Origin of the sequence: Pseudomonas sp. R84, from assembly GCF_009834515.1 — a bacterium.
Taxonomy (GTDB): Bacteria; Pseudomonadota; Gammaproteobacteria; order Pseudomonadales; family Pseudomonadaceae; genus Aquipseudomonas.
Genome location: NZ_CP019426.1, coordinates 3,975,348 through 3,998,623, shown reverse-complemented (window position 1 = coordinate 3,998,623; position 23,276 = coordinate 3,975,348). Strand labels below are relative to the sequence as shown.

25 protein-coding genes and 1 pseudogene are annotated in these 23,276 nt (G+C 58.0%); 14 read left to right on the top strand and 12 right to left on the bottom strand.

Annotation, left to right across the window (positions count from 1 at the left end):
- The first annotated feature begins 200 nt into the window (after positions 1-200).
- A complete protein-coding gene (locus PspR84_RS17555) occupies positions 201-404 on the top strand; it encodes a hypothetical protein (protein ID WP_007918829.1) in 204 nt (67 codons plus the stop codon).
- A 56-nt stretch (positions 405-460) separates the two neighbouring features.
- Here PspR84_RS17555 and PspR84_RS17550 read toward each other — a convergent pair whose 3' ends face one another.
- Positions 461-736, bottom strand: coding sequence for a hypothetical protein (locus PspR84_RS17550; protein WP_150750841.1), 276 nt, complete (start codon positions 734-736; stop codon positions 461-463).
- A 285-nt stretch (positions 737-1,021) separates the two neighbouring features.
- Here PspR84_RS17550 and PspR84_RS17545 point away from each other — a divergent pair, with 285 nt between their 5' ends.
- Both PspR84_RS17545 and PspR84_RS17540 read left to right on the top strand, forming a co-directional pair.
- On the top strand, positions 1,022-2,104 hold the full coding sequence (locus PspR84_RS17545; protein ID WP_160058514.1) for a hypothetical protein: 1,083 nt from the start codon (positions 1,022-1,024) through the stop codon (positions 2,102-2,104).
- Positions 2,105-2,106: 2 nt separating this feature from the next.
- A complete protein-coding gene (locus tag PspR84_RS17540; protein WP_160058513.1) occupies positions 2,107-2,460 on the top strand; it encodes a DUF1428 domain-containing protein in 354 nt (117 codons plus the stop codon).
- 116 nt (positions 2,461-2,576) lie between these two features.
- Here PspR84_RS17540 and PspR84_RS17535 read toward each other — a convergent pair whose 3' ends face one another.
- Positions 2,577-2,771, bottom strand: a complete 195-nt coding sequence (locus PspR84_RS17535; RefSeq protein ID WP_160058512.1) for a hypothetical protein — start codon at positions 2,769-2,771, stop codon at positions 2,577-2,579.
- A gap of 107 nt (positions 2,772-2,878) precedes the next feature.
- On the opposite strand from PspR84_RS17535, the gene thpR reads away from it, so the two are divergent.
- Positions 2,879-3,400, top strand: a complete 522-nt coding sequence (gene thpR, locus PspR84_RS17530; protein ID WP_160058511.1) for an RNA 2',3'-cyclic phosphodiesterase — start codon at positions 2,879-2,881, stop codon at positions 3,398-3,400.
- A gap of 253 nt (positions 3,401-3,653) precedes the next feature.
- On the opposite strand, the gene PspR84_RS17525 is transcribed toward thpR, so the two are convergent.
- From PspR84_RS17525 to PspR84_RS17505, 5 genes are all read right to left on the bottom strand, one after another.
- Complete coding sequence (locus PspR84_RS17525) at positions 3,654-4,751, bottom strand: polyamine ABC transporter substrate-binding protein (protein WP_123594281.1); 1,098 nt, start codon at positions 4,749-4,751, stop codon at positions 3,654-3,656.
- Positions 4,752-4,934: 183 nt separating this feature from the next.
- On the bottom strand, positions 4,935-5,810 hold the full coding sequence (locus PspR84_RS17520; protein ID WP_034155531.1) for an ABC transporter permease subunit: 876 nt from the start codon (positions 5,808-5,810) through the stop codon (positions 4,935-4,937).
- Positions 5,807-6,721: an ABC transporter permease subunit gene (locus PspR84_RS17515; protein ID WP_034155532.1), complete on the bottom strand. Its 915-nt coding sequence runs from the start codon at positions 6,719-6,721 to the stop codon at positions 5,807-5,809. The genes PspR84_RS17520 and PspR84_RS17515 overlap by 4 nt, the downstream gene beginning before the upstream one ends.
- Complete coding sequence (gene potA, locus PspR84_RS17510) at positions 6,718-7,860, bottom strand: polyamine ABC transporter ATP-binding protein (protein ID WP_160058510.1); 1,143 nt, start codon at positions 7,858-7,860, stop codon at positions 6,718-6,720. The genes PspR84_RS17515 and potA overlap by 4 nt, the downstream gene beginning before the upstream one ends.
- Positions 7,861-8,225: 365 nt before the next feature.
- Entirely contained in the window at positions 8,226-8,987 is a 762-nt protein-coding gene (locus PspR84_RS17505; protein WP_160058509.1) for a gamma-glutamyl-gamma-aminobutyrate hydrolase family protein, read from the bottom strand.
- Positions 8,988-9,269: 282 nt separating this feature from the next.
- Here PspR84_RS17505 and PspR84_RS17500 point away from each other — a divergent pair, with 282 nt between their 5' ends.
- From PspR84_RS17500 to PspR84_RS17485, 4 genes are all read left to right on the top strand, one after another.
- Positions 9,270-10,646 carry a glutamine synthetase family protein gene (locus PspR84_RS17500; protein ID WP_007918694.1) on the top strand — a complete coding sequence of 459 codons (1,377 nt, stop codon included), beginning with the start codon at positions 9,270-9,272 and terminating at the stop codon, positions 10,644-10,646.
- A 271-nt stretch (positions 10,647-10,917) separates the two neighbouring features.
- Complete coding sequence (locus tag PspR84_RS17495) at positions 10,918-12,408, top strand: aldehyde dehydrogenase (protein ID WP_064389317.1); 1,491 nt, start codon at positions 10,918-10,920, stop codon at positions 12,406-12,408.
- Positions 12,409-12,457: 49 nt separating this feature from the next.
- Positions 12,458-13,741 (top strand): FAD-binding oxidoreductase, encoded by a 1,284-nt coding sequence (locus PspR84_RS17490; RefSeq protein ID WP_160058508.1) that lies wholly within the window; start codon positions 12,458-12,460, stop codon positions 13,739-13,741.
- A 581-nt stretch (positions 13,742-14,322) separates the two neighbouring features.
- The gene (locus PspR84_RS17485) at positions 14,323-14,871 is read left to right on the top strand and encodes a cupin domain-containing protein (protein ID WP_007950154.1); all 549 of its coding nucleotides are present in this window, start codon (positions 14,323-14,325) and stop codon (positions 14,869-14,871) included.
- An 84-nt stretch (positions 14,872-14,955) separates the two neighbouring features.
- Here the strand turns inward: PspR84_RS17485 and PspR84_RS17480 are convergent, their stop codons facing one another.
- The 3 genes and pseudogenes from PspR84_RS17480 to PspR84_RS29690 form a co-directional block, all read right to left on the bottom strand.
- On the bottom strand, positions 14,956-15,636 hold the full coding sequence (locus PspR84_RS17480) for a hypothetical protein (RefSeq protein ID WP_160058507.1): 681 nt from the start codon (positions 15,634-15,636) through the stop codon (positions 14,956-14,958).
- Positions 15,637-16,074: 438 nt separating this feature from the next.
- The gene (locus PspR84_RS17475; protein ID WP_160058506.1) at positions 16,075-16,515 is read right to left on the bottom strand and encodes a pyruvate kinase; all 441 of its coding nucleotides are present in this window, start codon (positions 16,513-16,515) and stop codon (positions 16,075-16,077) included.
- Between the two features lie 187 nt (positions 16,516-16,702).
- Positions 16,703-16,893: pseudogene (locus tag PspR84_RS29690) on the bottom strand (fructose-bisphosphate aldolase); the annotation flags it as partial.
- 385 nt (positions 16,894-17,278) lie between these two features.
- Here PspR84_RS29690 and PspR84_RS17470 point away from each other — a divergent pair.
- On the top strand, positions 17,279-17,563 hold the full coding sequence (locus tag PspR84_RS17470; RefSeq protein ID WP_160058505.1) for a hypothetical protein: 285 nt from the start codon (positions 17,279-17,281) through the stop codon (positions 17,561-17,563).
- A 78-nt stretch (positions 17,564-17,641) separates the two neighbouring features.
- Here the strand turns inward: PspR84_RS17470 and PspR84_RS17465 are convergent, their stop codons facing one another.
- Positions 17,642-18,073, bottom strand: coding sequence for a hypothetical protein (locus tag PspR84_RS17465; protein WP_160058504.1), 432 nt, complete (start codon positions 18,071-18,073; stop codon positions 17,642-17,644).
- A 166-nt stretch (positions 18,074-18,239) separates the two neighbouring features.
- Between PspR84_RS17465 and PspR84_RS17460 the strand changes: the two genes are divergently transcribed.
- The 3 genes from PspR84_RS17460 (at position 18,240) to PspR84_RS17450 (ending at position 20,228) form a co-directional block, all read left to right on the top strand.
- Positions 18,240-18,629, top strand: coding sequence for a hypothetical protein (locus tag PspR84_RS17460; protein WP_160058503.1), 390 nt, complete (start codon positions 18,240-18,242; stop codon positions 18,627-18,629).
- A 15-nt stretch (positions 18,630-18,644) separates the two neighbouring features.
- Positions 18,645-19,067, top strand: coding sequence for an HD domain-containing protein (locus PspR84_RS17455; RefSeq protein WP_160058502.1), 423 nt, complete (start codon positions 18,645-18,647; stop codon positions 19,065-19,067).
- A 141-nt stretch (positions 19,068-19,208) separates the two neighbouring features.
- Positions 19,209-20,228 carry an AbrB family transcriptional regulator gene (locus PspR84_RS17450; RefSeq protein WP_160058501.1) on the top strand — a complete coding sequence of 340 codons (1,020 nt, stop codon included), beginning with the start codon at positions 19,209-19,211 and terminating at the stop codon, positions 20,226-20,228.
- 215 nt (positions 20,229-20,443) lie between these two features.
- On the opposite strand, the gene PspR84_RS17445 is transcribed toward PspR84_RS17450, so the two are convergent.
- Positions 20,444-21,220, bottom strand: coding sequence for an NAD(P)H-dependent oxidoreductase (locus PspR84_RS17445; protein WP_160058500.1), 777 nt, complete (start codon positions 21,218-21,220; stop codon positions 20,444-20,446).
- 85 nt (positions 21,221-21,305) lie between these two features.
- On the opposite strand from PspR84_RS17445, the gene PspR84_RS17440 reads away from it, so the two are divergent.
- Together PspR84_RS17440 and PspR84_RS17435 are read left to right on the top strand one after the other, a co-directional pair.
- Positions 21,306-22,199 carry a LysR family transcriptional regulator gene (locus PspR84_RS17440; RefSeq protein WP_174244459.1) on the top strand — a complete coding sequence of 298 codons (894 nt, stop codon included), beginning with the start codon at positions 21,306-21,308 and terminating at the stop codon, positions 22,197-22,199.
- A gap of 255 nt (positions 22,200-22,454) precedes the next feature.
- Positions 22,455-23,240: a DeoR/GlpR family DNA-binding transcription regulator gene (locus PspR84_RS17435; protein WP_160058498.1), complete on the top strand. Its 786-nt coding sequence runs from the start codon at positions 22,455-22,457 to the stop codon at positions 23,238-23,240.
- The last annotated feature ends 36 nt before the right edge of the window (positions 23,241-23,276 follow it).

Genomic DNA, 23,276 nt, shown 5'->3' with positions numbered 1-23,276 from the left:
GTGGGGCTAGGTTGCAAGGAGTATAGGTGGCATTTCGCCGCCGTTCGGGCAGCGCGGGCGGAGCGACAAACGGTCGCTAGTGGCCACTGAATCAACGCTGATTTGCCCGGTCGTATCTGCGGCTGCGCGCACCGCGTCCCGAAGGCGCGGGCAGCGTGGCCGATTCCGTCGTCAAGACCTTGGTTTTAGGGAAGTGTTGAATGAAGCGCGCAACAACGATGCTGCTGACCGTGACCGCCGCCGTATTGCTCGGCGGCTGTGTGGCGGATTTTGATGATGACCACCGTCATGGCCGGCACTACGACCGCGATCATGGCCGCAATTACGACCATGACCGGCGCTGGGATGATCGCGACGATCGCCGCGACGGGCGTCGTTACTACCGTGATCGGGATGATGACTGATTGAACAAAAAGAGGGCGTTCCCGAAAAAGGAACACCCTCTGTCATTAGCCCTCAATTAAAAGTGAGCGCTCGCCCGGACGCTGGATCGCGCAGGCACAGAGGCCTCGATGTCCAGCAAATGGGTGGCGAGAATGTCGCTCAGAAAACGGAACTGATCGTTGATGCCGACCACTTCATTACTGAAATGATTAGTGGCGGCGGGCATCAACAGATCTTCGAAATCTTCGTTGAACACCAGTGCCTGAGCCTTGTGCGACACGGCGTGCTGGTCGTAATAGTTGCTGCCGAACACCGGGAAACTCACGGAGAGTGTGACGTGGGTGTGAATCATGTTGTGAACTCCTCGTTGTGTTTCGGATGGCTTAATCGTGCCTTTGATGGGCGGTGGGCGGAAGGCAATCGTGGCGATGGTGAATATCGATGGCAGTGATGGTTGGGGATTTGGGGTGTTGCTGATGGCCCCTTCGCGAGCAGGCTCGCTCCCACGTTGAAACGCATTCCCCTGTGGGAGCGAGCCTGCTCGCGAAGGCGCCAGACCAGCCAAAACCGGACAAACGGCCCTGCGCACGCACCTATACTCAAATCTGCTTCCGCCCTTTTAAAGGAAACCGCCACCGTGAACCCGCGTGCGTTGCTCGTCGCCGCACTGTTGTTGCTGGCCGGCTGCGCCAACTCGGCGCGGGCGCCGGTGTTGGCGCCGCAGGCCGTGTTTGTCTCGCCGGCCACCTGGCAGCAGATCGACCGGGAAATCGTCAACGCCTCGCAGCAATCCACCGAACAAGTCAAAGTCTTTGCCCGTGGTTCGATGGAACATTGGCGCACTCGGGTCTATCAGCAAACTGAAGAAAATTTCATCCCGTGGTTCAGCAGCTACTGGACCCAGGAATGGCTATCGATGAAGGTCAGCTGGTACACGATCAATGCCGGTGGCGAACAGGACGCATCGGCCAAGCGGTTGGCGGCGTATCTGCTTGAGCAATATCAGAAAAGGGTGCTGGCACCAGTGGCGGTGGAGGTCGATCCGGACGCGATTCTCGGCCAGGCGACGGCGTTCTATGCGCAACTGATGGCCCAGCAGATGCCGCTCATCGCCCAGCGCCATGGTGTGCCCGTTGGTCAGCTCAATGGGCATTTGCAGAAAGTCCCGGCCATTGCGCTTGGCCCGCCGTCGGCGCGGGATGCTTCGTTGTATCAGGTCATCAGTACCGAGCCGCTGAACACGCTGCCGGCCTACGCCGCGCTGATCGACAAGATCCACACCGAGGGCGGCGCCAAGGGTATTGCCTCGACGGATGCCGGCATGGCGCCGGTGGCCAAACGCGCCAGTCAGCGGATGGAAGCGGAAATGGCCCCGCGCGGGGCTGCCAGTGCGGTGGCCGCTGCTGCCGGGAAACTGGCCGGTGGCCTGATCTCGGCTGGTGTTGCGGGTATTCGCGCGATTATCCAGGCCAATGACCGCCCCGACAGCGAAGCGTTGATCCGCAGCAGTCTGGGCAGCACCTTCGACAAGGCCTGGCTGAAACTGGTGCAGAACCCGACAACCGGGGTGATGGCCGGCACGCTGCACATGGCCGCACAGGTCGAGCGCAATCTGGGTGCGGGCGATGAACCGTCGGTCGGGCTGGGCGTGAACCGTGTCGAATGGCAGCCGCCGCAATCGACCAATCAGCAGATCGAACCCAACGTGCAAGGAGAGTGATCATGGCTTACATCGATATTTTCGTAGCGCCGGTGCCGACTGCCAATCGTGAGCAGTACAAAAAGCACGCCGAAATTGCCGCCGTACTGTTCAAGGAGTACGGCGCCCTGAGCGTTGCTGAATGCTGGGGAGATGACGTGCCGGACGGCAAGCTCACCTCGTTCCCGATGGCGGTGAAGCTCAAGGAAGGCGAAACCGTCGCCTCGGGCTGGCTGATCTGGCCGGACAAAGCCACCCGGGATGCCGGCATGGCAAAGATGATGGAGGACCCGCGCATGCAGCCCGATTTGAACCCGATGCCGTTCGATGGCCAGCGGATGATCTACGGCGGCTTCCAATACCTCATCGAGCCCTGAGGCCACCGCAAATCTATTGTAGGAGTGAGCCTGCTCGCGATAGCGGTGGGTCTGTCAATGAAGCATTGAATGTGCAAACGCCATCGCGAGCAGGCTCACTCCTACAGGTACGGTGTTCACTCGGCAGAGGGGGTGATACGGCAGCTTTTGCGGTTGCGAATCTGCTCGTCAGTCGGGCGTTCGCGGACGAATTCGAAACGCGGTTCACCCTCGCTGTAATGCACCAGCCAGCCCCATTCCAGTTCACTTTCATCCTGCCCGGGATGCGGTGGTCGCGCCCACCACGGTTCTTTGCTGAGGATCGCGCGCATGGCGGCCTCCGGTTGATGGCAATCCTTGAACTATAGCTGCCTGTCGCGAGTCGTCAGATCAGGCTGTGTAGAATCCGGCGGATCACGGTGAACAGGGGAGCAGGGCCATGACCGATGAGACAAAGCGACTGTTTTTCGCCCTCGATTGCCCGTCTGCGCAACGCAAGGCGATTGCTCAATGGCGAGGGGAGTTGGGTTTGCGCACCGGTAAGCCGGTGCCGGCGGACAACTTTCATCTGACGTTGCTGTTTCTCGGCGCGGTGCCATTGGCGCAGATCAATGAAGTCTGCGAAGCCGCCGGGCAAGTGCGCACACCGGGTGAGGTGTTGAAGATTTCGCTGGATCACTTGCAGGTCTGGCACCGCGCCGGGGTGTTGTCACTGGCGCCCGAGCAGGCGCCACAAGCGTTGCTGCGGCTGGTCTACGCATTGGAGCAGGCGATGTTGCCGTTTGGCTTTGAAGAGACGCCACGCGAGTTTCGCCCGCACCTGACGCTGGCCCGTGAGTACCGTGCTCCGGAGCCGGAATCCGCTACGCCGCCGGAGTTTTTTCTGCGTGCCGAACGCTTCGCCTTGTTTGAATCACACAAGGGACGCTATCGGATTCTGCAAGACTGGCCGCTGATTTGAGCGCACAAAAAAAGGCGCCCGAAGGCGCCTGAGAATTCACCTGAACCGAGGGAGCCAGGTGAGGCCGTTCATAGCAGGGTGCAGCGGTGGTAAGGCGCTGCGTGAACGGGAAATCATAAATTTTTCTGTCACAACACCAAACCACTGTAGGAGTGAGCCTGCTCGCGATGAGGCCAGTACACTCAGCATCAGCGCTGCCTGACACACCGCCATCGCGAGCAGGCTCACTCCTACATTTGGAGCTTTGGTGGGCTTACTTACCGAGTTTCACCCGGGTCCAGCCGCGGGTCATGATCCGCTGTGTGGCAATCGGCTGATCCGGCACCGCATACAGCGTCGCCATCACCGCTTGCGACGGATACGAACCCGGGTCGTTGCGGATCGCTTCATCCACCAATGGCGTAGCCGCCGCGTTGGCGTTGCTGTAGCCGTTGCTGTTGGTGATCTCGGCGATGATGTCCGGACGCATCAGAAAATCCATGAACAGGTAAGCGTTCTCGACGTTAGCGGCATCGCGCGGGATCGCGACCATGTCGTAGAAGCTGCCGGCACCCTCCTTGGGAATGCTGTAGTCGATCACCACGTTGTTGCCCGATTCCACCGCGCGGGCCTTGGCTTGCAGCACATCACCGGAGTAGCCGACCGCCACGCAGATGTTGCCGTTGGCCAGATCCGAGATGTATTTCGAGGAATGGAAGTACGCCACGTTCGGACGAATCTTCATGAACAGCGCCTCGGCTTCCTTGATGTGCGCGGTGTCCCTGTCGTTCACCGGGTAACCCAGATAGTGCAGGGCGGCCGGGATCATTTCGGTCGGCGAGTCGAGGAAACTGATGCCGCAGGCTTTGAGTTTTTCAGCGTTTTCCGGTTTGAACAGCAAGTCCCAGGAATTGGTCGGGGCGTTGGCGCCGAGCACTTCCTTGACCTTGGCCGGGTTGAAGCCGATGCCGATCGAGCCCCACATGTACGGGAACGCGTGGGCGTTGTCCGGATCACTGGCGGCGGCGTTTTTCAGCAGCACCGGGTTGAGATTCTTCCAGTTCGGCAGCTTGGATTTGTCCAGCGTCTGATAGACGCCGGCCTTGATCTGCTTGGCCAGGAAACTGTTCGACGGGACGACCAGGTCGTAGCCGGATTTGCCCGCCAGCAAACGCGCCTCAAGGGTCTCGTTGCTGTCGAAGACGTCGTAGGTCACGCGGATGCCGGTCTCGTCTTCGAACTTCTTGACGGTGTCCGGCGCGATGTAATCGGACCAGTTGTAAACGCGCAGCACCTTGTCGTTGGCCTGAGCGCCCATGACCATTGCGCCCATTAAGGACAGTGTCAGCAGAGTCCTGCCAAACATTTTCATCGGTACAACTCCATTGTTTTTATTCACGTTGCGCAAAGCCCCCTCACCCTCTCCCAGGGGGAGAGGGGACTGACCGAGGGGCTGACTACATTTGTGTAGGAGCTGTCGAGTGAAACGAGGCTGCGATCTTTTGATCTTTCACATCAAGATCAAAAGATCGCAGCGTGCCGCAGCTCCTACCGGTCAAGCGGTGGCGGCTTGTTGCGGTTGTTGCCACGACTCATTCGCCGTCTGATCCATCGCTTCCTGAATCGCCCGCTTGCGGTTGGCTTCTGCCTTGCGGCCGAAGTACCAGACCAGGAACGTCACCAGCGACACCGCCAGCAGAATCAGGCTGGCCACCGCGTTGATCTCAGGCTTCACGCCCAGACGCACCGCCGAGAACACTTCCATCGGCAACGTCGTCGAACCTGGTCCGGAAACGAAGCTGGCCAACACCAAGTCATCCAGCGACAAGGCGAACGACATCATCCCGCCCGCCGCCAGCGACGGCGCGATCATTGGAATGGTGATCAGGAAAAACACCTTGAACGGCTTCGCACCGAGATCCATCGCCGCTTCTTCGATCGACAGATCCAGCTCACGAAGGCGGGCGGAGACTACCACCGCCACATAAGCGGCACAAAACGTGGTGTGGGCGATCCAGATCGTGACGATGCCACGCTCCTGCGGCCAGCCGATCAACTGCGCCATCGCCACGAACAGCAGCAACAGCGACAGACCGGTGATCACCTCAGGCATCACCAACGGCGCAGTGACCAGACCACCAAACAGCGTGCGACCCTTGAAGCGTGTCACACGCGTCAGCACGAAAGCGGCGAGGGTGCCCAACGCGACTGCAGCAATCGCGGTGTAGCAGGCGATTTCCAGCGAGCGCACCACCGAGCCCATCAGTTGCGTGTTGTCGAGCAAGCCGACATACCACTTCACCGACCAGCCGCCCCAGACTGTCACTAGTTTCGAGGCGTTGAACGAGTAGATCACCAGAATCAGCATCGGCAGATAAATGAACATCAGGCCGAAGATCAGCATGAACTTGGAAAAACCGAAGCGTTTCATCCCCGTGCCTCCATCTCTTTGGCCTGGCTGCGGTTGAACAGCAGAATCGGCACAATCAGGATCAACAGCATCACCACCGCCAGCGCAGACGCCACCGGCCAGTCGCGGTTATTGAAGAACTCTTGCCACAGCACGCGACCGATCATCAGCGTCTCCGGGCCACCCAACAGTTCTGGAATCACGAACTCGCCGACCACCGGAATGAACACCAGCATGCAGCCGGCAATAATGCCGTTCTTGGCCAGTGGCACGGTGATTTTCCAGAAGTTGTTGAAGTTGCTCGAACCCAGATCCTGCGCGGCTTCCAGCAGGCTGCCATCGTGCTTGACGAGGTTGGCGTACAGCGGCAACACCATGAATGGCAGGTAGGCGTAGACCACGCCGATATACACGGCCGTGTTGGTGTTGAGGATCTCGATCGGGTGATCGGTCAGCCCCGTCCACATCAGAAACGCGTTGAGCAAACCGTTGTTGCTGAGGATGCCCATCCATGCGTAAACGCGGATCAGGATCGCGGTCCAGGTCGGCATCATGATCAACAGCAGCAGGACGTTTTGCGTTTCCTTGCCGGTCTTGGTGATCGCGTAGGCCATCGGGAAACCGATCAACAGGCACATCATCGTGCTCAGCGCCGCGACTTTCAGCGAGCCTAGGTAGGCCGATAGGTACAGCTCGTCTTCGCCGAGCATGGTGTAGTTGCCGATGTTGAGCATCAGCTGGAATTTCTGTTCGGCGTAGGTGTAGATCTCCGAGTAGGGCGGGATCGACAGCGCGGCTTCCGAGAAGCTGATCTTCATCACCAGAAAGAACGGCAGCATGAAGAACAGGAACAGCCAGATGAACGGAATGCCGATCACCAGTTTTCGCCCGCTGGGCACCAGGCGCAGGAATTGCTGATTGAAGGTTCTCATGAGCGCAGTACCACGCCGCTGTCGTCTTCCCACCAGACGTAGACTTTGTCGTCCCAGGTCGGCCGCGCGCCACGGCGTTCGGCGTTGGCCATGAACGACTGGACGATTTTGCCGCCGGGCAATTCGACGTAGAACACCGAGTGACCGCCGAGGTAGGCGATGTCATGCACCTTGCCTTCGGACCAGTTGTAGCGAAATTCCGGCTTGGTCGTGCTGACGAGCATTTTTTCCGGACGGATCGCGTAGGTGACCGACTTGTCCTGCACCGAAGTGCTGACACCGTGACCGACGTAGATCTTCTGTTCCAGGTCCGGGCTGTGGATGATCGCGTGACCTTCAAGGTCTTCCACCACGGTGCCGTCGAAGGCGTTCACGTTGCCGATGAATTCGCAGACCATGCGGCTGACCGGCGCTTCATAAATGTCGATCGGGCTGCCGATCTGCGCGATCCAACCCAGGTGCATGATTGCGATGCGCTCGGCCATGGTCATGGCCTCTTCCTGGTCGTGGGTCACCATCACGCAGGTCACGCCGACGCGTTCGATGATCTGCACGAGTTCCAGTTGCATCTGCGAACGCAGCTTTTTATCCAGCGCACCCATTGGCTCGTCGAGCAGCAACAGCTTCGGGCGCTTGGCCAGCGAGCGGGCGAGGGCGACGCGCTGACGCTGACCACCGGACAACTGATGCGGGCGGCGTTTGGCGTATTGGGTCATGTGGACAAGGCGCAGCATTTCATCGACGCGGGCATCGATTTCGCTGGCCGGCAAACGGTCTTGCTTGAGGCCGAAGGCGATGTTCTGCGCAACGGTCATGTGTGGGAACAGCGCGTAGGACTGGAACATCATGTTGATCGGCCGCTCGTACGGCGGCATGTCGGTGATGTCCACGCCGTCGAGCAGAATCCGCCCTTCAGTCGGGCGCTCGAAACCGGCGAGCATGCGCAGCAGGGTCGATTTGCCCGAACCGGAGCCACCGAGCAGGGCAAAGATTTCGCCCTGATGGATCTCCAGGGACACATCGTCCACTGCCACGGTTTCGTCGAACTTCTTGGTGACACGATCGACTTTCACCAGCACCTTTTTCGGTTGCTGATGACCTTCAAGTGCCTTCCTGTAAGTGCTGGAGGCGTTTGCCATGTGAAACTCCCAACAGGTTTCGTTCGCCTGGCCAATGTGGCCGGGCTTAAGTGGATTGCAAGCCTGCAAGCGCAATCTCAGTCATTACACATCCCCTGTAGGAGTGAGCCTGCTCGCGATGAGGCCATGTCAGTCGACATCTCTGTTGACTGGTCTATTGCTATCGCGAGCAGGCTCACTCCTACAGGGGAATTGCGCATGCCTGACTGACCTTGCACTGCCGAGGGCTTGGTCGGCGCCGCCGTCCTGGCTGCCTGGGTCGTACTTGTTGTTATCACGGGTGTTGCTGTTCACGAATGACGGATGTGCGCAGGCACACCCGACATTCATGGGGGCAGTAAATCGTTACGTATGCTTGGGTTGGATCAGCGCTGATTGCGCCGCGCCGCCCGTTGCCGGCAAGCCGCGCCGAATGCCTGGAAAATCTTCAGGTAGTTCGGGTTATCGAGCACTTGCCATTCCGGGTGCCATTGCACGCCGAGGGCGAAGGTCGGGCTGTGTTCGACCGAGACCGCCTCAATCAAACCGTCCGGCGCCACCGCTTCGGCCCGCAGGCCGGGGGCGAGGCGATCGATGCCCTGGCTGTGAATCGAGTTGACCTGGAACTCGCCCGGCAACTCCAGCGCCTCAAACACGCCGCCGCTCAAAACCGTCACCGCATGGGCCGGTGCGTATTGCACGGCCACATCAGGGCTGTCGGCTTCACGGTGATCGAGCATGCCCGGCAGCTCATGCACCTTCTGATGCAGGCTGCCGCCGAACGCCACGTTCATTTCCTGGAAACCACGGCAGATGCCGAGCACCGGAACGCCCGCCGCGATGGCTGCACGCAATAAAGGAAGGGTGGTGGCATCCCGCGCCGGATCGTGATCCGTGCCGGGGGCGCTGGCCGGGCCTTGATAGTGGAAAGGTTCCACGTTCGAGGGCGAGCCGGTCAGCAGCAGACCGTCGAGTTGACCGAGCAGGTCATCGATTTCAGTCAGGTTGCCAAGGGAAGGAATGACCACTGGCAGCCCGTTGGCGCCAACGCTGACAGCACGTACGTACTTGTCGCCGCTGATGTGATAGGGGTGCAGGCCAATTTGTTTGACGCACGCAGTAACGCCGATCAATGGCTTGAATGCCATTTTTATTCACCTCGAAGTTTGACACTTGAACGAGCTTTTCCGGAGCTTAGCCTCGTTGATTTTAATTAACAACTGCCATGTAAAAAATTCTAAACGCCGTTCATCAAATCTTCATGATTCCCGGGCCTAAGACCCCTGTGTTGGCACGCAAGCGTTAAAAAAAGCCCGAAAAATAAACCCTGAGCGGCCATCTGTTCGCTATTGACTTCACTTTGCCGTTCGGGTTGACTGGCTCGGCGAAACAGCAGTGAACATAATAATTAACAGCTAAATAGGTGCATCATGTCGGTCCCTCTGCGTACCGTTCAACTCAACGAAGCAAACGCATTCCTTAAGAAATATCCTGAGGTTTTGTACGTCGACCTTCTGATTGCGGATATGAACGGTGTGGTGCGCGGCAAGCGCATCGAACGCACCAGTCTTCATAAGGTTTACGAGAAAGGCATCAACCTGCCGGCCTCGCTTTTCGCCCTCGACATCAATGGCTCCACGGTGGAAAGCACCGGCCTGGGTCTGGACATCGGCGACGCTGACCGCATTTGCTATCCGATCCCCGGCACGCTGAGCATCGAGCCGTGGCAGAAGCGTCCCACCGCACAACTTCTAATGACCATGCACGAAATCGAAGGCCAGCCGTTCTTCGCTGACCCGCGTGAAGTGCTGGCCAACGTCGTGCGCAAATTCGACGACCTCGGCTTGACCATCTGCGCGGCATTCGAACTCGAGTTCTATCTGATCGACCAGGACAACGTGAACGGCCGTCCGCAATCGCCACGCTCGCCAGTCTCCGGCAAGCGTCCGGTGTCGACTCAGGTGTACCTGATCGACGACCTCGACGAATACGTCGACTGCCTGCAAGACATCCTCGAAGGCGCGAAAGAGCAGGGCATCCCGGCTGACGCGATCGTCAAGGAAAGCGCCCCGGCGCAGTTCGAAGTCAACCTGCATCACGTCTCCGACCCGATCAAGGCGTGCGACTACGCCGTCCTGCTCAAGCGTCTGGTGAAGAACATCGCCTACGACCACGAGATGGACACCACCTTCATGGCCAAGCCGTATCCGGGCCAGGCGGGCAACGGTCTGCACGTACACATTTCGATCCTGGACAAAGAAGGCAACAACATCTTCGCCAGCGAGGATCCCGAGCAGAACGCCGCACTGCGTCACGCGATCGGCGGTGTGCTGGAGACCCTGCCTGCGCAAATGGCGTTCCTCTGCCCGAACGTCAACTCGTACCGCCGCTTTGGCGCGCAGTTCTACGTACCGAACTCGCCGAGCTGGGGCATCGACAACCGCACCGTTGCGGTCCGTGTGCCAACCGGTTCGGCCGACGCTGTGCGTATCGAGCATCGCGTCGCCGGTGCCGATGCCAACCCGTACTTGCTGATGGCTTCGGTGCTGGCCGGTATTCACCACGGTCTGACCAATCAGATCGAGCCGGGCGCTCCGGTGGAAGGCAACAGCTACGAGCAGAACGAACAGAGCCTGCCGAACAACCTGCGCGACGCACTGCGCGAACTGGACGACAGCGAAGTCATGGCCCGCTACATCGACCCGATGTACATCGACGTGTTTGTCGCTTGTAAGGAGAGCGAGTTGGCCGAGTTTGAGAACTCGATTTCTGACCTTGAGTACAACTGGTATCTGCATACGGTGTGATTAGCTGAGGCCCTCAAAAGCCGAAGAGCCCCTCACCCTAACCCTCTCCCGGAGGGAGAGGGGACTGACCCGGGGATGCTTGGGAAATCCTGCGACCTGAACCTGCTTTACCGAATCCATAATCGACTCGGTCGTTCAGGTCGGTGTAACTCCCGAGACAACTCGATCGGTCCCCTCTACCCCTGGGAGAGGGCTAGGGTGAGGGCAGCCACCTCAAGCCAGACATCGCAACCAGACAGCCCCCCAATTCCCCCCTTGTCGAGCCACAACAATGACAACGACCCGCAACGACTGGGAACAACGCTTCCAGTCCCTGACCATCGAAGCCCGCGCGTTCATCAACGGTGAATACCGCCCGGCCATCAGTGGCGACACCTTCGAATGCCTGAGCCCCGTCGACGGCCGTTTCCTCGCCTCCGTGGCCAGCACCGACGAAGCCGACGCCAACCTCGCTGTTGAAGTCGCGCGCCAGTCTTTTGAATCCGGCGTGTGGGCGAAAAAAGCCCCGGCCGAGCGCAAGCGCATCCTGATCCGCTTCGCCGATCTGATCCTGCAGAACCAGGAAGAACTGGCGCTGCTGGAAACCCTCGACATGGGTAAACCGATCAGCGATTCGATGAGCATCGACATCCCGGCGACCGCCAACGCGATCCGCTGGAGCGCCGAAGCCATCGACAAGATCTACGACGAAGTCGCCGCCACCCCGCACGATCAACTCGGCCTCGTCACCCGCGAGCCATCCGGCGTGGTCGCGGCCATCGTGCCGTGGAACTTCCCGCTGATCATGGCCAGCTGGAAATTCGCCCCGGCGCTGGCAGCAGGCAACTCGTTCATTCTGAAACCTTCGGAAAAATCGCCACTGACCGCAATCCGCATCGCTCAACTTGCGCTGGATGCCGGCATTCCGAAAGGCGTGTTCAACGTTCTGCCAGGCTTCGGCCATACCGTCGGCAAGGCGCTGGCGTTGCACATGGACGTCGACGTGCTGGCCTTCACCGGCTCCACAGCGATTGCCAAACAGCTGATGATTTATGCCGGCCAAAGCAACATGAAACGCGTCTGGCTCGAAGCAGGGGGCAAGAGCCCGAACGTGGTGTTTGCCGACGCACCGGACTTGCGCGCGGCAGCACAAGCGGCGGCCGGCGCCATTGCCTTCAACCAGGGCGAAGTGTGCACTGCGGGTTCACGTCTGCTGGTTGAGCGTTCGATCCGCGAGCAGTTCATTCCACTGCTGGTGGAAGCGCTGCAAGCGTGGAAACCCGGTCACTCACTCGATCCGGCAACCACCGTCGGTGCCGTGGTCGATCAGCGTCAACTCGACAACGTGCTGCGCTACATCAGCATCGGTCGCGAGCAAGGCGCCGAGCTGATTGCTGGCGGTCAACGCACCCTTGAAGAAACCGGCGGCCTCTATGTGCAACCGGCGCTGTTCGACGGCGTGACCAATGCGATGACCATCGCCCAGGAAGAAATCTTTGGCCCAGTGCTGTCGCTGATCACCTTCGACACCGCCGAAGAAGCGCTGCAGATCGCCAACGACAGCATCTTCGGCCTCGCCGCCGGCGTCTGGACCAGCAACCTCAGCAAGGCGCACACCTTCGCTCGTGGCCTGCGTGCCGGCAGCGTCTGGGTCAACCAGTACGACGGCGGCGACATGACCGCACCGTTCGGTGGCTTCAAACAATCGGGCAACGGCCGCGATAAATCGCTGCACGCGTTCGACAAGTACACCGAGCTGAAAGCGACCTGGATCAAGCTCTGACTCTATTACAGCGGTGGTCGCCGTTTATTGGCGACCCTCGGAGAAACGTATGAAACAGCAACACGTAAACAGCTACTACGCCGCCACCCGCAACGAAGTTATCGACTTTCCGGTTCTGGAAGAGTCGGTCGAGTGCGATGTCTGCATCATCGGCGCCGGTTACACCGGCCTGTCCTCGGCGCTGTTCCTCACCGAAGCCGGCTACAAAGTGACGGTGCTGGAAGCGGCGAAAGTCGGCTACGGCGCCAGCGGTCGCAATGGCGGTCAACTGGTCAACTCGTACAGCCGTGACGTCGACGTGATCGAAGAGCGTTACGGCGACAAGACCGCGGAAATCCTCGGCAGCATGATCTTCGAAGGCGCCGACATCATCCGTTCGCGCATCAAGGAATACGACATCCAATGCGACTACCGCCCGGGCGGCATTTTCGCAGCGATGAACAAGAAACAACTCAACAGTCTGGCTGAGCAGAAGCGTGGCTGGGAACGTTACGGCAACCGCAATCTGAAGATGCTCGACGCGGCTGACATCCGTCGCGAAGTCGGCTCCGACGCTTACGTTGGTGGCCTGCTGGATATGCAGGGTGGTCACGTTCATCCGTTGAACCTGGCGCTCGGTGAAGCTGCGGCGATTACGCGTTTGGGTGGCAAAATCTACGAGCAGTCGGCTGCCGTGGAAATCAAATACGGCGAACCCAACATCGTGCGCACCGCCAAAGGCCAGGTCCGCGCCAAGTACCTGCTGATCGCCGGCAACGCCTACCTGCCGCAAGGTCTCGACAACCGCGTGACCGCGAAAAGCATGCCGTGCGGCTCGCAGATCGTCGTCACCGAACCGCTGACCGAGAAGCAGGCGCGCAGCCTGATCACCAACAACTACTGCGTCGAAGACTGCAACTACCTGCTGGATTACTACCGTCTGACTGCCGACAACCGTCTGCTTTACGGCGGCGGCGTGGTCTACGGCGCGCGGGAACCGGACGACATCGAACAACTGATCCGCCCGAAGATCCTCAAGACCTTCCCGCAGCTCAAAGACGTCAAGATCGACTACCGCTGGACCGGCAACTTCCTGCTGACCATGTCCCGCATGCCGCAATTCGGCCGTATCGAGAAAAACGCTTACTACATGCAAGGCTACAGCGGCCACGGCGTCACCTGCTCGCACCTGGCCGGCAAACTGATCTCGGAAATGATCCGCGGCGACGCCGAACGCTTCGACGCGTTCGCCTCCTTGCCACACATGCCAATGCTCGGCGGCCGGACCTTCTCCGCGCCACTGACCGCCCTCGGCGCCGTCTATTACTCGCTGCGCGACCGCTTCGGCCTCTAGTTACCTCCCCGGCGGCGGCCCAAGACCCCGCCGGTTTTTTTACCTGCCAGTACATGCACCATCAATCCGACTGGAACACCAAAGATCAAATTGTAGGAGTGAGCCTGCTCGCGATGAGGCCAGCCCAGCCACCATCCCTTCCACAGAAACACCACAAACCCTGTGGGAGCGAGCTTGCTCGCGAAGGCGGTCATCCAGTCAAAAATAATGGTGAATGTGCCACCCAATCGCGAGCAGGCTCACTCCTACAGGTCCGCATTACCAAGGCAAGAAGGACTTTTACCCCACCGTCCATCGAACCTGCTGAGCAACACCGGCAAACGTGATTTAATAGCCGCCTTTCACGGTTCCGGGACACGGGAGCAACGTGATCCGCGCCCCTCGCGCGGCACCCGCCACCCACCCCCATTACCCGTGGGTCTGCGCGAGAACCGCCGAGCGGCGATCAGGCAAGGCAAAAACAGGCGAGGAAGCGGAGTGTAGGGCCCTACATGAGCATTCTGAGCCTGTTTTTAACGCAGCATGATCGTCGCGCAGGCAGTTTTCGCGCAGAGCCTAAGTACTTCTCACATAAGGCAGTCATGGATACGGGTTCTCGACTCAAACTAGTACGCGAAAGCTACAAACTCTCCCAGCGCGAGCTGGCCCGGCGTAGCGGCGTGACCAATGCCACCATCTCCCTGATCGAACAGAATCGCGTCAGCCCCTCCGTCAGCTCACTGAAAAAGCTGCTCGAAGGCATACCGATGTCCCTGGCCGACTTCTTCACCTTCGACCAACCCCCGCGCGAACACCAATACGTCTTCCGCGCCAACGAACAGCCTGATCTTGGCCGCCACGGCTTGCGACTGCTGCTGATCGGCGCCTCGGTGCCGAGTCGGCAGATGCGCTTGCTGCGTGAGCAATACGCACCGGGCGCTAGTTCGGGGGAAGAGCCGATTGTGCATGCTGAGGGCGAGGAGTGCGGGTTGGTGACGCGTGGCACGGTGGAGTTGACCGTGGATGGGTCGGTGAGTGTGTTGAATGCGGGGGATGGGTATTACTTCCCGACCACGCTGCCACATAAGTTCCGGAATATCGGGGCGGATGAGGCTGAGATTATTAGTGCGAATACGCCGGCGAATTTTTGATGATGTTGGGGGGCAGCGGGCGGTAATAAAAAAGGCGACTATCTAAGTTGCCTTTTTTAGATCTGTTGTTGACTGTTGTGGTTTTTATGTTTTTTTAAATCTGAATGTCATGAGTGATTGCTTATATGATGTGGCGATGTGGTTTGTAATTGGGTGTTTTGGTAGGATTTCAAGTATTTTTAGCAGGTTGGATATTACGGTTTCTCTGCTCCATTCGATGAAGCTCTGCTGGTCTAATATGTAAATCCAAGAAGTGTATGCGATTGTATCGTTGGTTAGAATTTTTTTGACAAATAATTCATTGATTGCTTTGGGGAATTTTTTTACACTGTTGTCGTCATTAAGTAATAGTTCTTCTGATTTGATGTGGATTGTTTCATTGCGAAGTTGAATTAGCCTTTGAAGGTCCTTGAAAGCTTCGTCTTCCCCTTTATTCCACTTATTTGGTGTTAGATAATTTATTAGGTGTTCATATTTTTTTGTCGGCGACTCTCTCTCGATACCTTCGAGGAATGTCATTAGCTTAAGTTCGTCTTCCTGTATGAATTCCATTGGCGCGTTCGCTTGCAAGGCAATCCCGCCTCTAAATGATTGAGTTGTGTTATCTTTTTTGAATAGTGTGCTGGGTTGGGTGAATGATCTCGGCTTATTGATTGCTGCATAGAAGCTTTTAATGTCTTGCAGAAAGGCCTCGGTGATCATTGCACAAATTATAAGATGTATTAGTCCATCTTTACTTTCTAGTTTTTCGGTTTTCTCAAGCAATATTATTCCATGAAATGGTAGTGACAGCATTATCGAGTCTCTCGCGTTATCGGGTTGTTTAGGTCATGACCAGTGGTTGTAAATGTTTCTTACTTGATTGGCCCAAAATGTCAGCCGTTGTAGAGGGTTTCTACTTCCGTCATATAAGCCCAGTTGTTCAGCTATCGAGAAAAAACCCTCTCCAGGGGTATTGTCATCCCCCCGGTGCACTATTAATGCCGTAAGCATTGGGCGCCCGGACTTATATTCGTGGATAGCAATGGCAGTTAACATTGTTGCAATTTCATCTCTGTGTTCTGATATGTCCATTGAAAGGCCAAGTAATGGAGATACATCGCTATAGGCTGCGAGTTGGTTGGTTCTAGCTAATGTAGTTAGTGTTGTGTATAGAATGCTGTTCATTTTTTTGGGCCGCGTGGAGTGGTGGTATTTTAGGTTTTATACCAATATTTCTAGTTTTCTTTTCTTAAATGACGTAATGACCCGGGAATGCCAGTCTTTTATTATTTTTGTTGTTTCTACGTCTTTGACGCATCTGTTGAGCGTTCCTTGGGGTTGAGGAAGTCTTCGATCATCTAATTCCCAGTCAAGTACTCGAATAGGTCTGCGATTTTTAATCCAGCCAAATTCTGTTTCTTCTTTTTTTACTTCGTACCAACCACCGATAACTTGCACGAGCGCTACCAGTTTGGCGCCATTCTTAATTGCGATAATGTCATTTACATTCATTTTTGTGCGAAAGTCATCAATGGTGCCTTTACCGTCGTCCCAGTTTCCGAGGCCTATTATTTTTTTATGCTCGAGTATTTCAAAAACGTACTCGTCAGCGAAGGATTTTTCATTGGGATGTATTTGCATATGCCAGTATGTGATGCTCATGTTTAAATCCTTTTTTGAGCGTTTGGTGTTTTTTATGATGTGCATGATTGAGGTCATGCTGCGCGGTGTCAGAGTGCCATTAAGTTCTCTTCCTTGAAAGGGGCGGTGAGACTAAAGTCGGATGCCTCCTGCGCGCGGCTTGTCACTATGTAAATATTAGGAATTGAATTTTTGGAGGGCAAAAAACCTATTTCACAATTGGCGCATCGAACGCTCTCTGTTCAATCACCCGAAACACATCATTGACATCCTGTACCAGGATTCTAGCGATATTGGTGATGGTTTTGATGTCGTGTTAAGCATGATCGGGGGCGCGGATGCAGGTGATGAGGTCGAGGTATTGAGGGCGGCGTTGAGGCGTTCGGCGGCGCAGGCGTGGCGTGTCACTTCTGAGGGCTGCGAAACCCATTGCTGACTACGGTCAGCGACAGGCTCACTTTGGGCAGCAATTCCGGCAGCCACAACTGACCTGTAGGACGTGAAACCCGTACCAGTGGCGAGGGGGCTTGCTCCCGCTTAGCGGCGCTGTCGTCGCAATCCGGGGCGTGCGGTATGTCTGGGAGAAAGGGACTATCCGGTCTCGGGGCAGCTTCGCAACCCCGCGGGAGCACGCTCTCTCGCCAAATGGGGTGTTTTCCTACGAAGTTTTCAGATATCGAAATTGGGCGAATCTACCGGGCGATAACCATTCGTCCGACACACCGCACGTTCGCCGCACACCTTCTTCCAATGCTGTAACTCCCCACGCAAAGGAAGAGACACCATGCTGAACCATAAAATCGCGGTGTTAACCCTCGCGGCGTTGCTGTCCGGCAGTTCGCTTTATGCGATTGCGGCCGGCGAGACGTCCACCCCAACGGCAAACGACGGCACCAGCCAGACGCGTGACCCGGCGTCCCCTGCCACCAATGCCGACCCGGATGCCGATTCGCTGCCCAAGGGTGGTGATGGTGGCAAGACCGACAATGGGCCGGTGCCTTCTGCCTCAAAGCCCAGCCCAGCGGGTCAACCGTCCGGTAGCAGCAGTGGTGGTAATGGCGGTGGTTAATGGAACTCGCGCACTAAAAAGCCCGGTCTTTTTGAGCCGGGCTTTTCTTTGCCTGTCGCGAACGCAGATATCAGGCGTTCACTTCGCCTTCCACTGCCCGCCACCATTCTCACAATCAATCCGCGCCTGAGCTAAATGCTCCACGTCGTAGTGATACGTGGTCACTTGCGCGTTCTCGGGGATGTTTAATGCCTTGGCGTTCTTGTCCTTGCTGGTGGAATGCGGGTTGGCTAGGGATTCCTGGGTGATCGTGGCGATACACGTTGCCTGATAGTGGTCTGCGCAGTGTTCGACCTTGGTTTTAGTGCTGCTGAGCATGTCTTTGCTTTCGTTGCTGCACGACCAGTCGATTGAGTTCACCGGCATGCCTTCGTATTCATAACAACTGTGGGTTTCCACCGCTGGCACCGAGGCGCTGGAGGATTGGGTCTGGACGTCGCAGCCTTCGGCCATGACGCAGGTGGGGATGACGGCGAAGCTGGCGATCAGAAGCAGGAAGCGAATGTTCATCGGGGTTTCCTCTCCAATGGCGCCGTGTCTGATCGAGGATTTGGCGCTGATACAGTTTCGAGATTGTGCGGAGGAGGGAGGTTCCATCGGGTTTTTGATTTGCTCCCGAGGCGTACACTGCGAAACAATCGGAAATATTCAGCGCCCAAGGATTGGAACATTGCCCATGATCGAAATTGGCAGCCGCAACAACGCGCCCCCCTCGCAGCATCCATTTCACGACATCTACCTGTTTCACATTGACCCTGCAAAGCCAGACACGCCTTTCTGTTTCGAGCAGTCGATGTCCGGCGGGCATATGGAGCATGGCGGTGCGCGGTGGTTGGCGCTGGATGAGCTGGACGCCTGGCCCGGTGAATGGCGTAAGCATCTGAACAAAGCTGATTGCGCCTGGGTTGCCGAATTGATCGATACCCATCCGAAAGCCGATCAGGCAACCTTGGTGTCGCTGATCCTTCAGCGTCACTCTGGGCCAGCCAAACCAATCGGAAGGCTTAAGGCAATCGGCAACTGGCTCAAACGCAACATCCATGTCGGCGGCCGCTACGGCGTCTAACCCTCGGAGACTCCCATGACCCAGGCCCTCGAACGCGCTATCGCCATCGCCGCCACGGCCCACGCCGGGCAGGTCGACAAGGGCGGTGAGCCGTACATTCTGCATCCGCTGAAAGTCATGTTGCGCATGACCACATTGGAAGAACGCATCGTCGCTGTGCTGCACGATGTGGTTGAGGATTGCGGTGTCAGCGTCGATGACTTGCGCAAGGAAGGTTTCAGCGAAGAAGTGCTGACTGCGATCGAGTCGGTGACCAAAGTGCCGGGCGAATCCTATGAAGACTTCGTTGACCGCGCCGCGCAGAACCCGATCGGGCGGGTGGTGAAACTGGCGGATCTGGAAGAGAACAGCGACCTGTCGCGGATTGCTTCGCCAAGTTGGGAAGATCTCGAACGAATCGAAAAATACCGCCGCGCGATTGGCCGGTTGCGCGGGTAAAAACAAATAAATCCCCTGTAGGAGCTGCCGAAGGCTGCGATCTTTTGATCTTGCTTTTAAAAACAAAAGTCAAAAGATCGCAGCCTTCGGCAGCTCCTACACGGGTTGTGGTGTGTCAGGTAAATAGCCAGGAAGGCGACTATGAAATCCATTCTCTGTTTGTTGATTGCCGCCGGTTTCGGCGCGCTGTTGCAGTTCGAAGGTGTGCCCCACGGTTTGTTGTTGGGCTCGATTGTCGTTACTGCATTGTTCGCCAGTAAAACCGGTATCGCCCCGGCAACTCCTTATGGACTTGGCTACATCCAGGTCACGCTGGGCATCGCTACCGGGCTGATGTTCGAGGCGTGGGACAGCGAGACAGCTTCGACAATGTTGCCGAGCCTCGGTGTGTTGCTGATCTGCCTGACCGTGCAGATCGCGTTGGCCGGATGGTGGCTGACACGCGGCGCAGGCTGGAATCGCACCGATGCGCTGTTGGCGGTTTATCCCGGTGCGCTGGCGGCGGTGTTTGATTTGCTCGAATCGGAAAAGGCGTCGAGCAAGGTCATCATCGTGCACTTGATGCGTTTGCTGTTGATCACGGTGTTGGTGAGTTTCCTGATTCCCGGCCAAGCGGCCATCGCGGTTGCCGACGGCGATCCTTTGACGACGGGCATGGCGCTGACCGCGCTTTCGGTAATCGCATTGAGCGTACTGCTCGGACGCTTGCTGCTGGTGATCGGCGTACCGGCGCCGTTCATGCTCACCGCGATCATCATCACGGCGGTATTTGTGAAAGTGGGATGGTTGCACGGTTTTCACATGCCGGATTGGAGTTTGAATCTGGCGGCGCTGATTCTCGGCGTGCGGATCGGCTCAAGGTTTCAGGGGCTTGGCTTCGCGGAACTGGGACGTCACGGGCGCACCGCGTTGGTCTCGGTCGGTTTGATGATTGTGGTCGCGGCGGTGTTTGCGGAAGTGGCGGCGCGGTGGTTGGGCAGTGATCCGCTGTCGCTGTGGCTGGCGTATATGCCCGGGGCGATTGAGACGATTGCGATTGTCGCGTTTGGTGGCGGGCTGAATGTGGTGTTTATCCTGACGCATCATTTGAGCCGGATGGTGTTGCTGCATTTTGCACCGGCGTTGTTGGTGCAGGTGCGGCGGGTGCGGGAGGAAACCTGACTCGAGCTGATGCCAATGTGTTGCGGTGTGTCAGTTAGATCCAACCCCCTCACCCCAGCCCTCTCCCCCAAAGGGGGCGAGGGGAAAGGGAGCCGATCTCGGTGCCTTTCAAAAGCTGAGTTCAGCTCGAGATATCAGGTCGGTGTAACTCGAACATCCAACGCGGTCGGCTCCCTCTCCCTCCGGGAGAGGGCTGGGGTGAGGGCAATGCGGCGCTAGCGGATGTGTGCGTCGAAGCCTTCGCTATCCGGCGCGATATCGCTCTTCAACGTCAAAGCGGGGATTTCGTATTCGCCGGCATTCTGCTGCCGAAACCCGATCGGCCGGGCACTCCACAACTCATCCAGCCGCCGCCCCAACTCATCACAAGTCTCGGCATACCGCGCCGCATCCATCCGACTGGTCCGATACACCACAAACGGTGGCACCACTTCAAAACCGGGGTAGTACAAAATCCCGTGTTGAATCGGAAACAACAAATCATCAATCGGCCCGTTGATCCCACGCGGTGCGTAGTGCGATTCCCAGCCGCCGGTGGTAACCATCAACATCGCCCGTTTGCCTTTCATTTTCCCTTCGCCATAACGCTCGCCCCAACGACTGTCCGAGTGTTCGCCGACGCCATAGGCAAAACCGTAGGCGTATACCCGATCGACCCAACCTTTGAGAATCGCCGGCATGGTGAACCACCACAGTGGAAACTGCAGGATCAGCGCATCCGCCCAGAGTAGTTTCTCCTGCTCACGGGCGATGTCGGCAGCCTGAGTGCCTTCGGCGTAGGCGACTTTCGAGTCGAGCGAGGCGTGGAACGGTTTCGTCGCATCGCGCTGCGGGGCGTCGTCGGCGTCGAGGGTGGCTTTCCAGTTCATTGCATAGAGGTCGGAGACCTGCACGGTGTGACCGGCGGCTTGCAGGCGCTGGACGCTGAAGTCGCGCAGCGAGCCGTTGAGGGAGGTCGGTTCTGGATGGGCGTAAACGAGTAAGACGTTCATGTTGAAGCTCCGTTAGCTGAGTGACTGCAGGATCGGCGTTCAACCGGTATATTGGAAATGAATGTCTGATATGTCTGGTATAGCCATGAATAATTTGAGACGGCTGGATATCAACCTGCTGCTGACCCTCGACGTACTGCTGGCGGAGCACAACGTCACCCGCGCAGCGCAGCGCCTGAACCTGTCGCAGCCGTCGGTGAGCGTGCATCTGGCAAAGTTGCGCGACATCTTTGCTGATCCGCTGTTGTTGCCTGGGCCGCGCGGAATGCGCCCGACGGCGCGCGCTGATGAATTGCGTGAGCCGTTGCGCGAGGCGCTGGAGGCGTTGGAGAGGGCGGTGGCGCCGGCCAGCGCGTTCGACCCGGCGCTGGCGACCCACACCTGGAAAATCGCCGCGACCGATTACGGCGAGTCGACGGTGGTGTTGCCGGCGCTGAGCGGCTTGCGCGAACAGGCGCCGGGCACGCGTCTGGCGGTGATCGATCTGACGCCGGCGCATTTGGTTAAACAGGCCGAGCAGGGCGTCTTCGATCTGGCGCTGCACATCAGCGAAGACGCGCCGCCGGAGTTGCATCGACGGCCGCTGTTCACCGAGCGTTATGTGCTGGCCGGTAGAGTCGGGCATCCAGGTTTGATGCAGGCGCCGAGCCGCGAACAGTTCTGCGCGCTGGAGCACGTGATGGTGTCGCGCGAGGGCGGGGGCTTTTTCGGGGTGACCGACCGGGCGTTGGCCGATGTCGGGCTGATGAGAAAAGTGGTGTTGTCGGTGCCGCACTTTCTGACGGCGATGTCGGTGTTGGCCAGCACCGATCTGGTGGCGATGCTGCCGTCACGCCTGGTGCGTGACAACCCGGCGTTGCAAGCGGTCGACGCGCCGCTGGAAGTACCCGGTTACGAGATGGCGATGTTCTGGGGTGAACGCTCGCATCGCGATCCGGCGCACAAATGGCTGCGCGAGCATTTGCTGGCGTCGGTCTGAGGCGCTGTCAGGCGTGGCCGAGGGCAATCGCAAACGACACGACGATCATGCACGCAAACGCAAAATTGAGATTCATGAGGTGTTCATCCTGAGCCTTTTAGAAGTGGGGCCATTCTGAACTGATTGAAAGCAAAGAAAAAATTCGCCTTGTTGATTCCAATGATCGAAACAATTGATACCCCGCCAGTTTGTGTTTGTTGAAGCCTTTCGCTATTCTCGCGAAACCTGCAAATACAAGCACAAACAGGCATAACCATGCACGATCACTCCGCGGCCGAACTGCCATCCCTGCGCCGACAGAAAATCCTTTTGCTCCTCGAACGTGACGGCAAGGTCATGGCGTCGGAGTTGAGCCAGCACTTTGCAGTCTCCGAAGACACCATCCGCCGCGACCTCGCCGAACTGGACAACGCCGGGCTGGTGCAGCGCGTGCACGGCGGGGCGCTGCCGCGTCCGAAGGACTCCGGCAAGGATTACTTCACGCGGCTGGACGAGACGGATGAGGTGAAAATTCGCCTGGCGCAACGGGCCGCGCAGGAGATTGATGACGGGCAGATTGTGCTGTTCGATTCCGGCTCGACCACGTTGCAGGTGGCGCGGTCGCTGCGTGCCGATATCAGCATCACGGCGGTGACCGCTTCGCCGATGACGGCGATTGCCTTGTCTGAATTCAATGCTGTGAAAGTGATTCTCGCCGGCGGCCAGTTGAACCCGAGAACGATGGCGGCGGGCGGGCATGAGGCGCTGCGGCTGCTGGCCGGGATCAGGGCGGATCTGGCGATTACCGGGGTGTGTGCGATTCATCCGGAAGTGGGGATTACCTCGCTGCATTTTGATGAAGTGCCGGTGAAGCAGGCGATGCTCGATGGCGCCGCGCGGGTGATTGCGGTGACTTCGGCGGACAAGTTGGGAGCGGTGGAACCGTTTGTGGTGGCGCCGTGTTCGCGCCTGCATACGCTGATTACCGAGCGGCATGTGGCGTCGGGGAGTGTCGAGGATTATCGGCGGTTGGGGATTGTGGTCGAGCAGTTGGCGGATTGAGCTTTTGCGGTGGTTTTGATGGCCCCTTCGCGAGCA

Excerpts from the sequence above, each read along its gene's own strand:
- PspR84_RS17555 (WP_007918829.1), top strand. The coding sequence starts at position 201 with ATGAAGCGCGCAACAACGATGCTGCTGACCGTGACCGCCGCCGTATTG.
- PspR84_RS17550 (WP_150750841.1), bottom strand. The coding sequence starts at position 736 with ATGATTCACACCCACGTCACACTCTCCGTGAGTTTCCCGGTGTTCGGC.
- PspR84_RS17540 (WP_160058513.1), top strand. The coding sequence starts at position 2,107 with ATGGCTTACATCGATATTTTCGTAGCGCCGGTGCCGACTGCCAATCGT.
- PspR84_RS17535 (WP_160058512.1), bottom strand. The coding sequence starts at position 2,771 with ATGCGCGCGATCCTCAGCAAAGAACCGTGGTGGGCGCGACCACCGCAT.
- thpR (WP_160058511.1), top strand. The coding sequence starts at position 2,879 with ATGACCGATGAGACAAAGCGACTGTTTTTCGCCCTCGATTGCCCGTCT.
- PspR84_RS17525 (WP_123594281.1), bottom strand. The coding sequence starts at position 4,751 with ATGAAAATGTTTGGCAGGACTCTGCTGACACTGTCCTTAATGGGCGCA.
- PspR84_RS17520 (WP_034155531.1), bottom strand. The coding sequence starts at position 5,810 with ATGAAACGCTTCGGTTTTTCCAAGTTCATGCTGATCTTCGGCCTGATG.
- PspR84_RS17515 (WP_034155532.1), bottom strand. The coding sequence starts at position 6,721 with ATGAGAACCTTCAATCAGCAATTCCTGCGCCTGGTGCCCAGCGGGCGA.
- potA (WP_160058510.1), bottom strand. The coding sequence starts at position 7,860 with ATGGCAAACGCCTCCAGCACTTACAGGAAGGCACTTGAAGGTCATCAG.
- PspR84_RS17505 (WP_160058509.1), bottom strand. The coding sequence starts at position 8,987 with ATGGCATTCAAGCCATTGATCGGCGTTACTGCGTGCGTCAAACAAATT.
- PspR84_RS17500 (WP_007918694.1), top strand. The coding sequence starts at position 9,270 with ATGTCGGTCCCTCTGCGTACCGTTCAACTCAACGAAGCAAACGCATTC.
- PspR84_RS17495 (WP_064389317.1), top strand. The coding sequence starts at position 10,918 with ATGACAACGACCCGCAACGACTGGGAACAACGCTTCCAGTCCCTGACC.
- PspR84_RS17490 (WP_160058508.1), top strand. The coding sequence starts at position 12,458 with ATGAAACAGCAACACGTAAACAGCTACTACGCCGCCACCCGCAACGAA.
- PspR84_RS17485 (WP_007950154.1), top strand. The coding sequence starts at position 14,323 with ATGGATACGGGTTCTCGACTCAAACTAGTACGCGAAAGCTACAAACTC.
- PspR84_RS17475 (WP_160058506.1), bottom strand. The coding sequence starts at position 16,515 with ATGAGCATCACATACTGGCATATGCAAATACATCCCAATGAAAAATCC.
- PspR84_RS17470 (WP_160058505.1), top strand. The coding sequence starts at position 17,279 with ATGCTGAACCATAAAATCGCGGTGTTAACCCTCGCGGCGTTGCTGTCC.
- PspR84_RS17465 (WP_160058504.1), bottom strand. The coding sequence starts at position 18,073 with ATGAACATTCGCTTCCTGCTTCTGATCGCCAGCTTCGCCGTCATCCCC.
- PspR84_RS17460 (WP_160058503.1), top strand. The coding sequence starts at position 18,240 with ATGATCGAAATTGGCAGCCGCAACAACGCGCCCCCCTCGCAGCATCCA.
- PspR84_RS17455 (WP_160058502.1), top strand. The coding sequence starts at position 18,645 with ATGACCCAGGCCCTCGAACGCGCTATCGCCATCGCCGCCACGGCCCAC.
- PspR84_RS17450 (WP_160058501.1), top strand. The coding sequence starts at position 19,209 with ATGAAATCCATTCTCTGTTTGTTGATTGCCGCCGGTTTCGGCGCGCTG.
- PspR84_RS17445 (WP_160058500.1), bottom strand. The coding sequence starts at position 21,220 with ATGAACGTCTTACTCGTTTACGCCCATCCAGAACCGACCTCCCTCAAC.
- PspR84_RS17440 (WP_174244459.1), top strand. The coding sequence starts at position 21,306 with ATGAATAATTTGAGACGGCTGGATATCAACCTGCTGCTGACCCTCGAC.
- PspR84_RS17435 (WP_160058498.1), top strand. The coding sequence starts at position 22,455 with ATGCACGATCACTCCGCGGCCGAACTGCCATCCCTGCGCCGACAGAAA.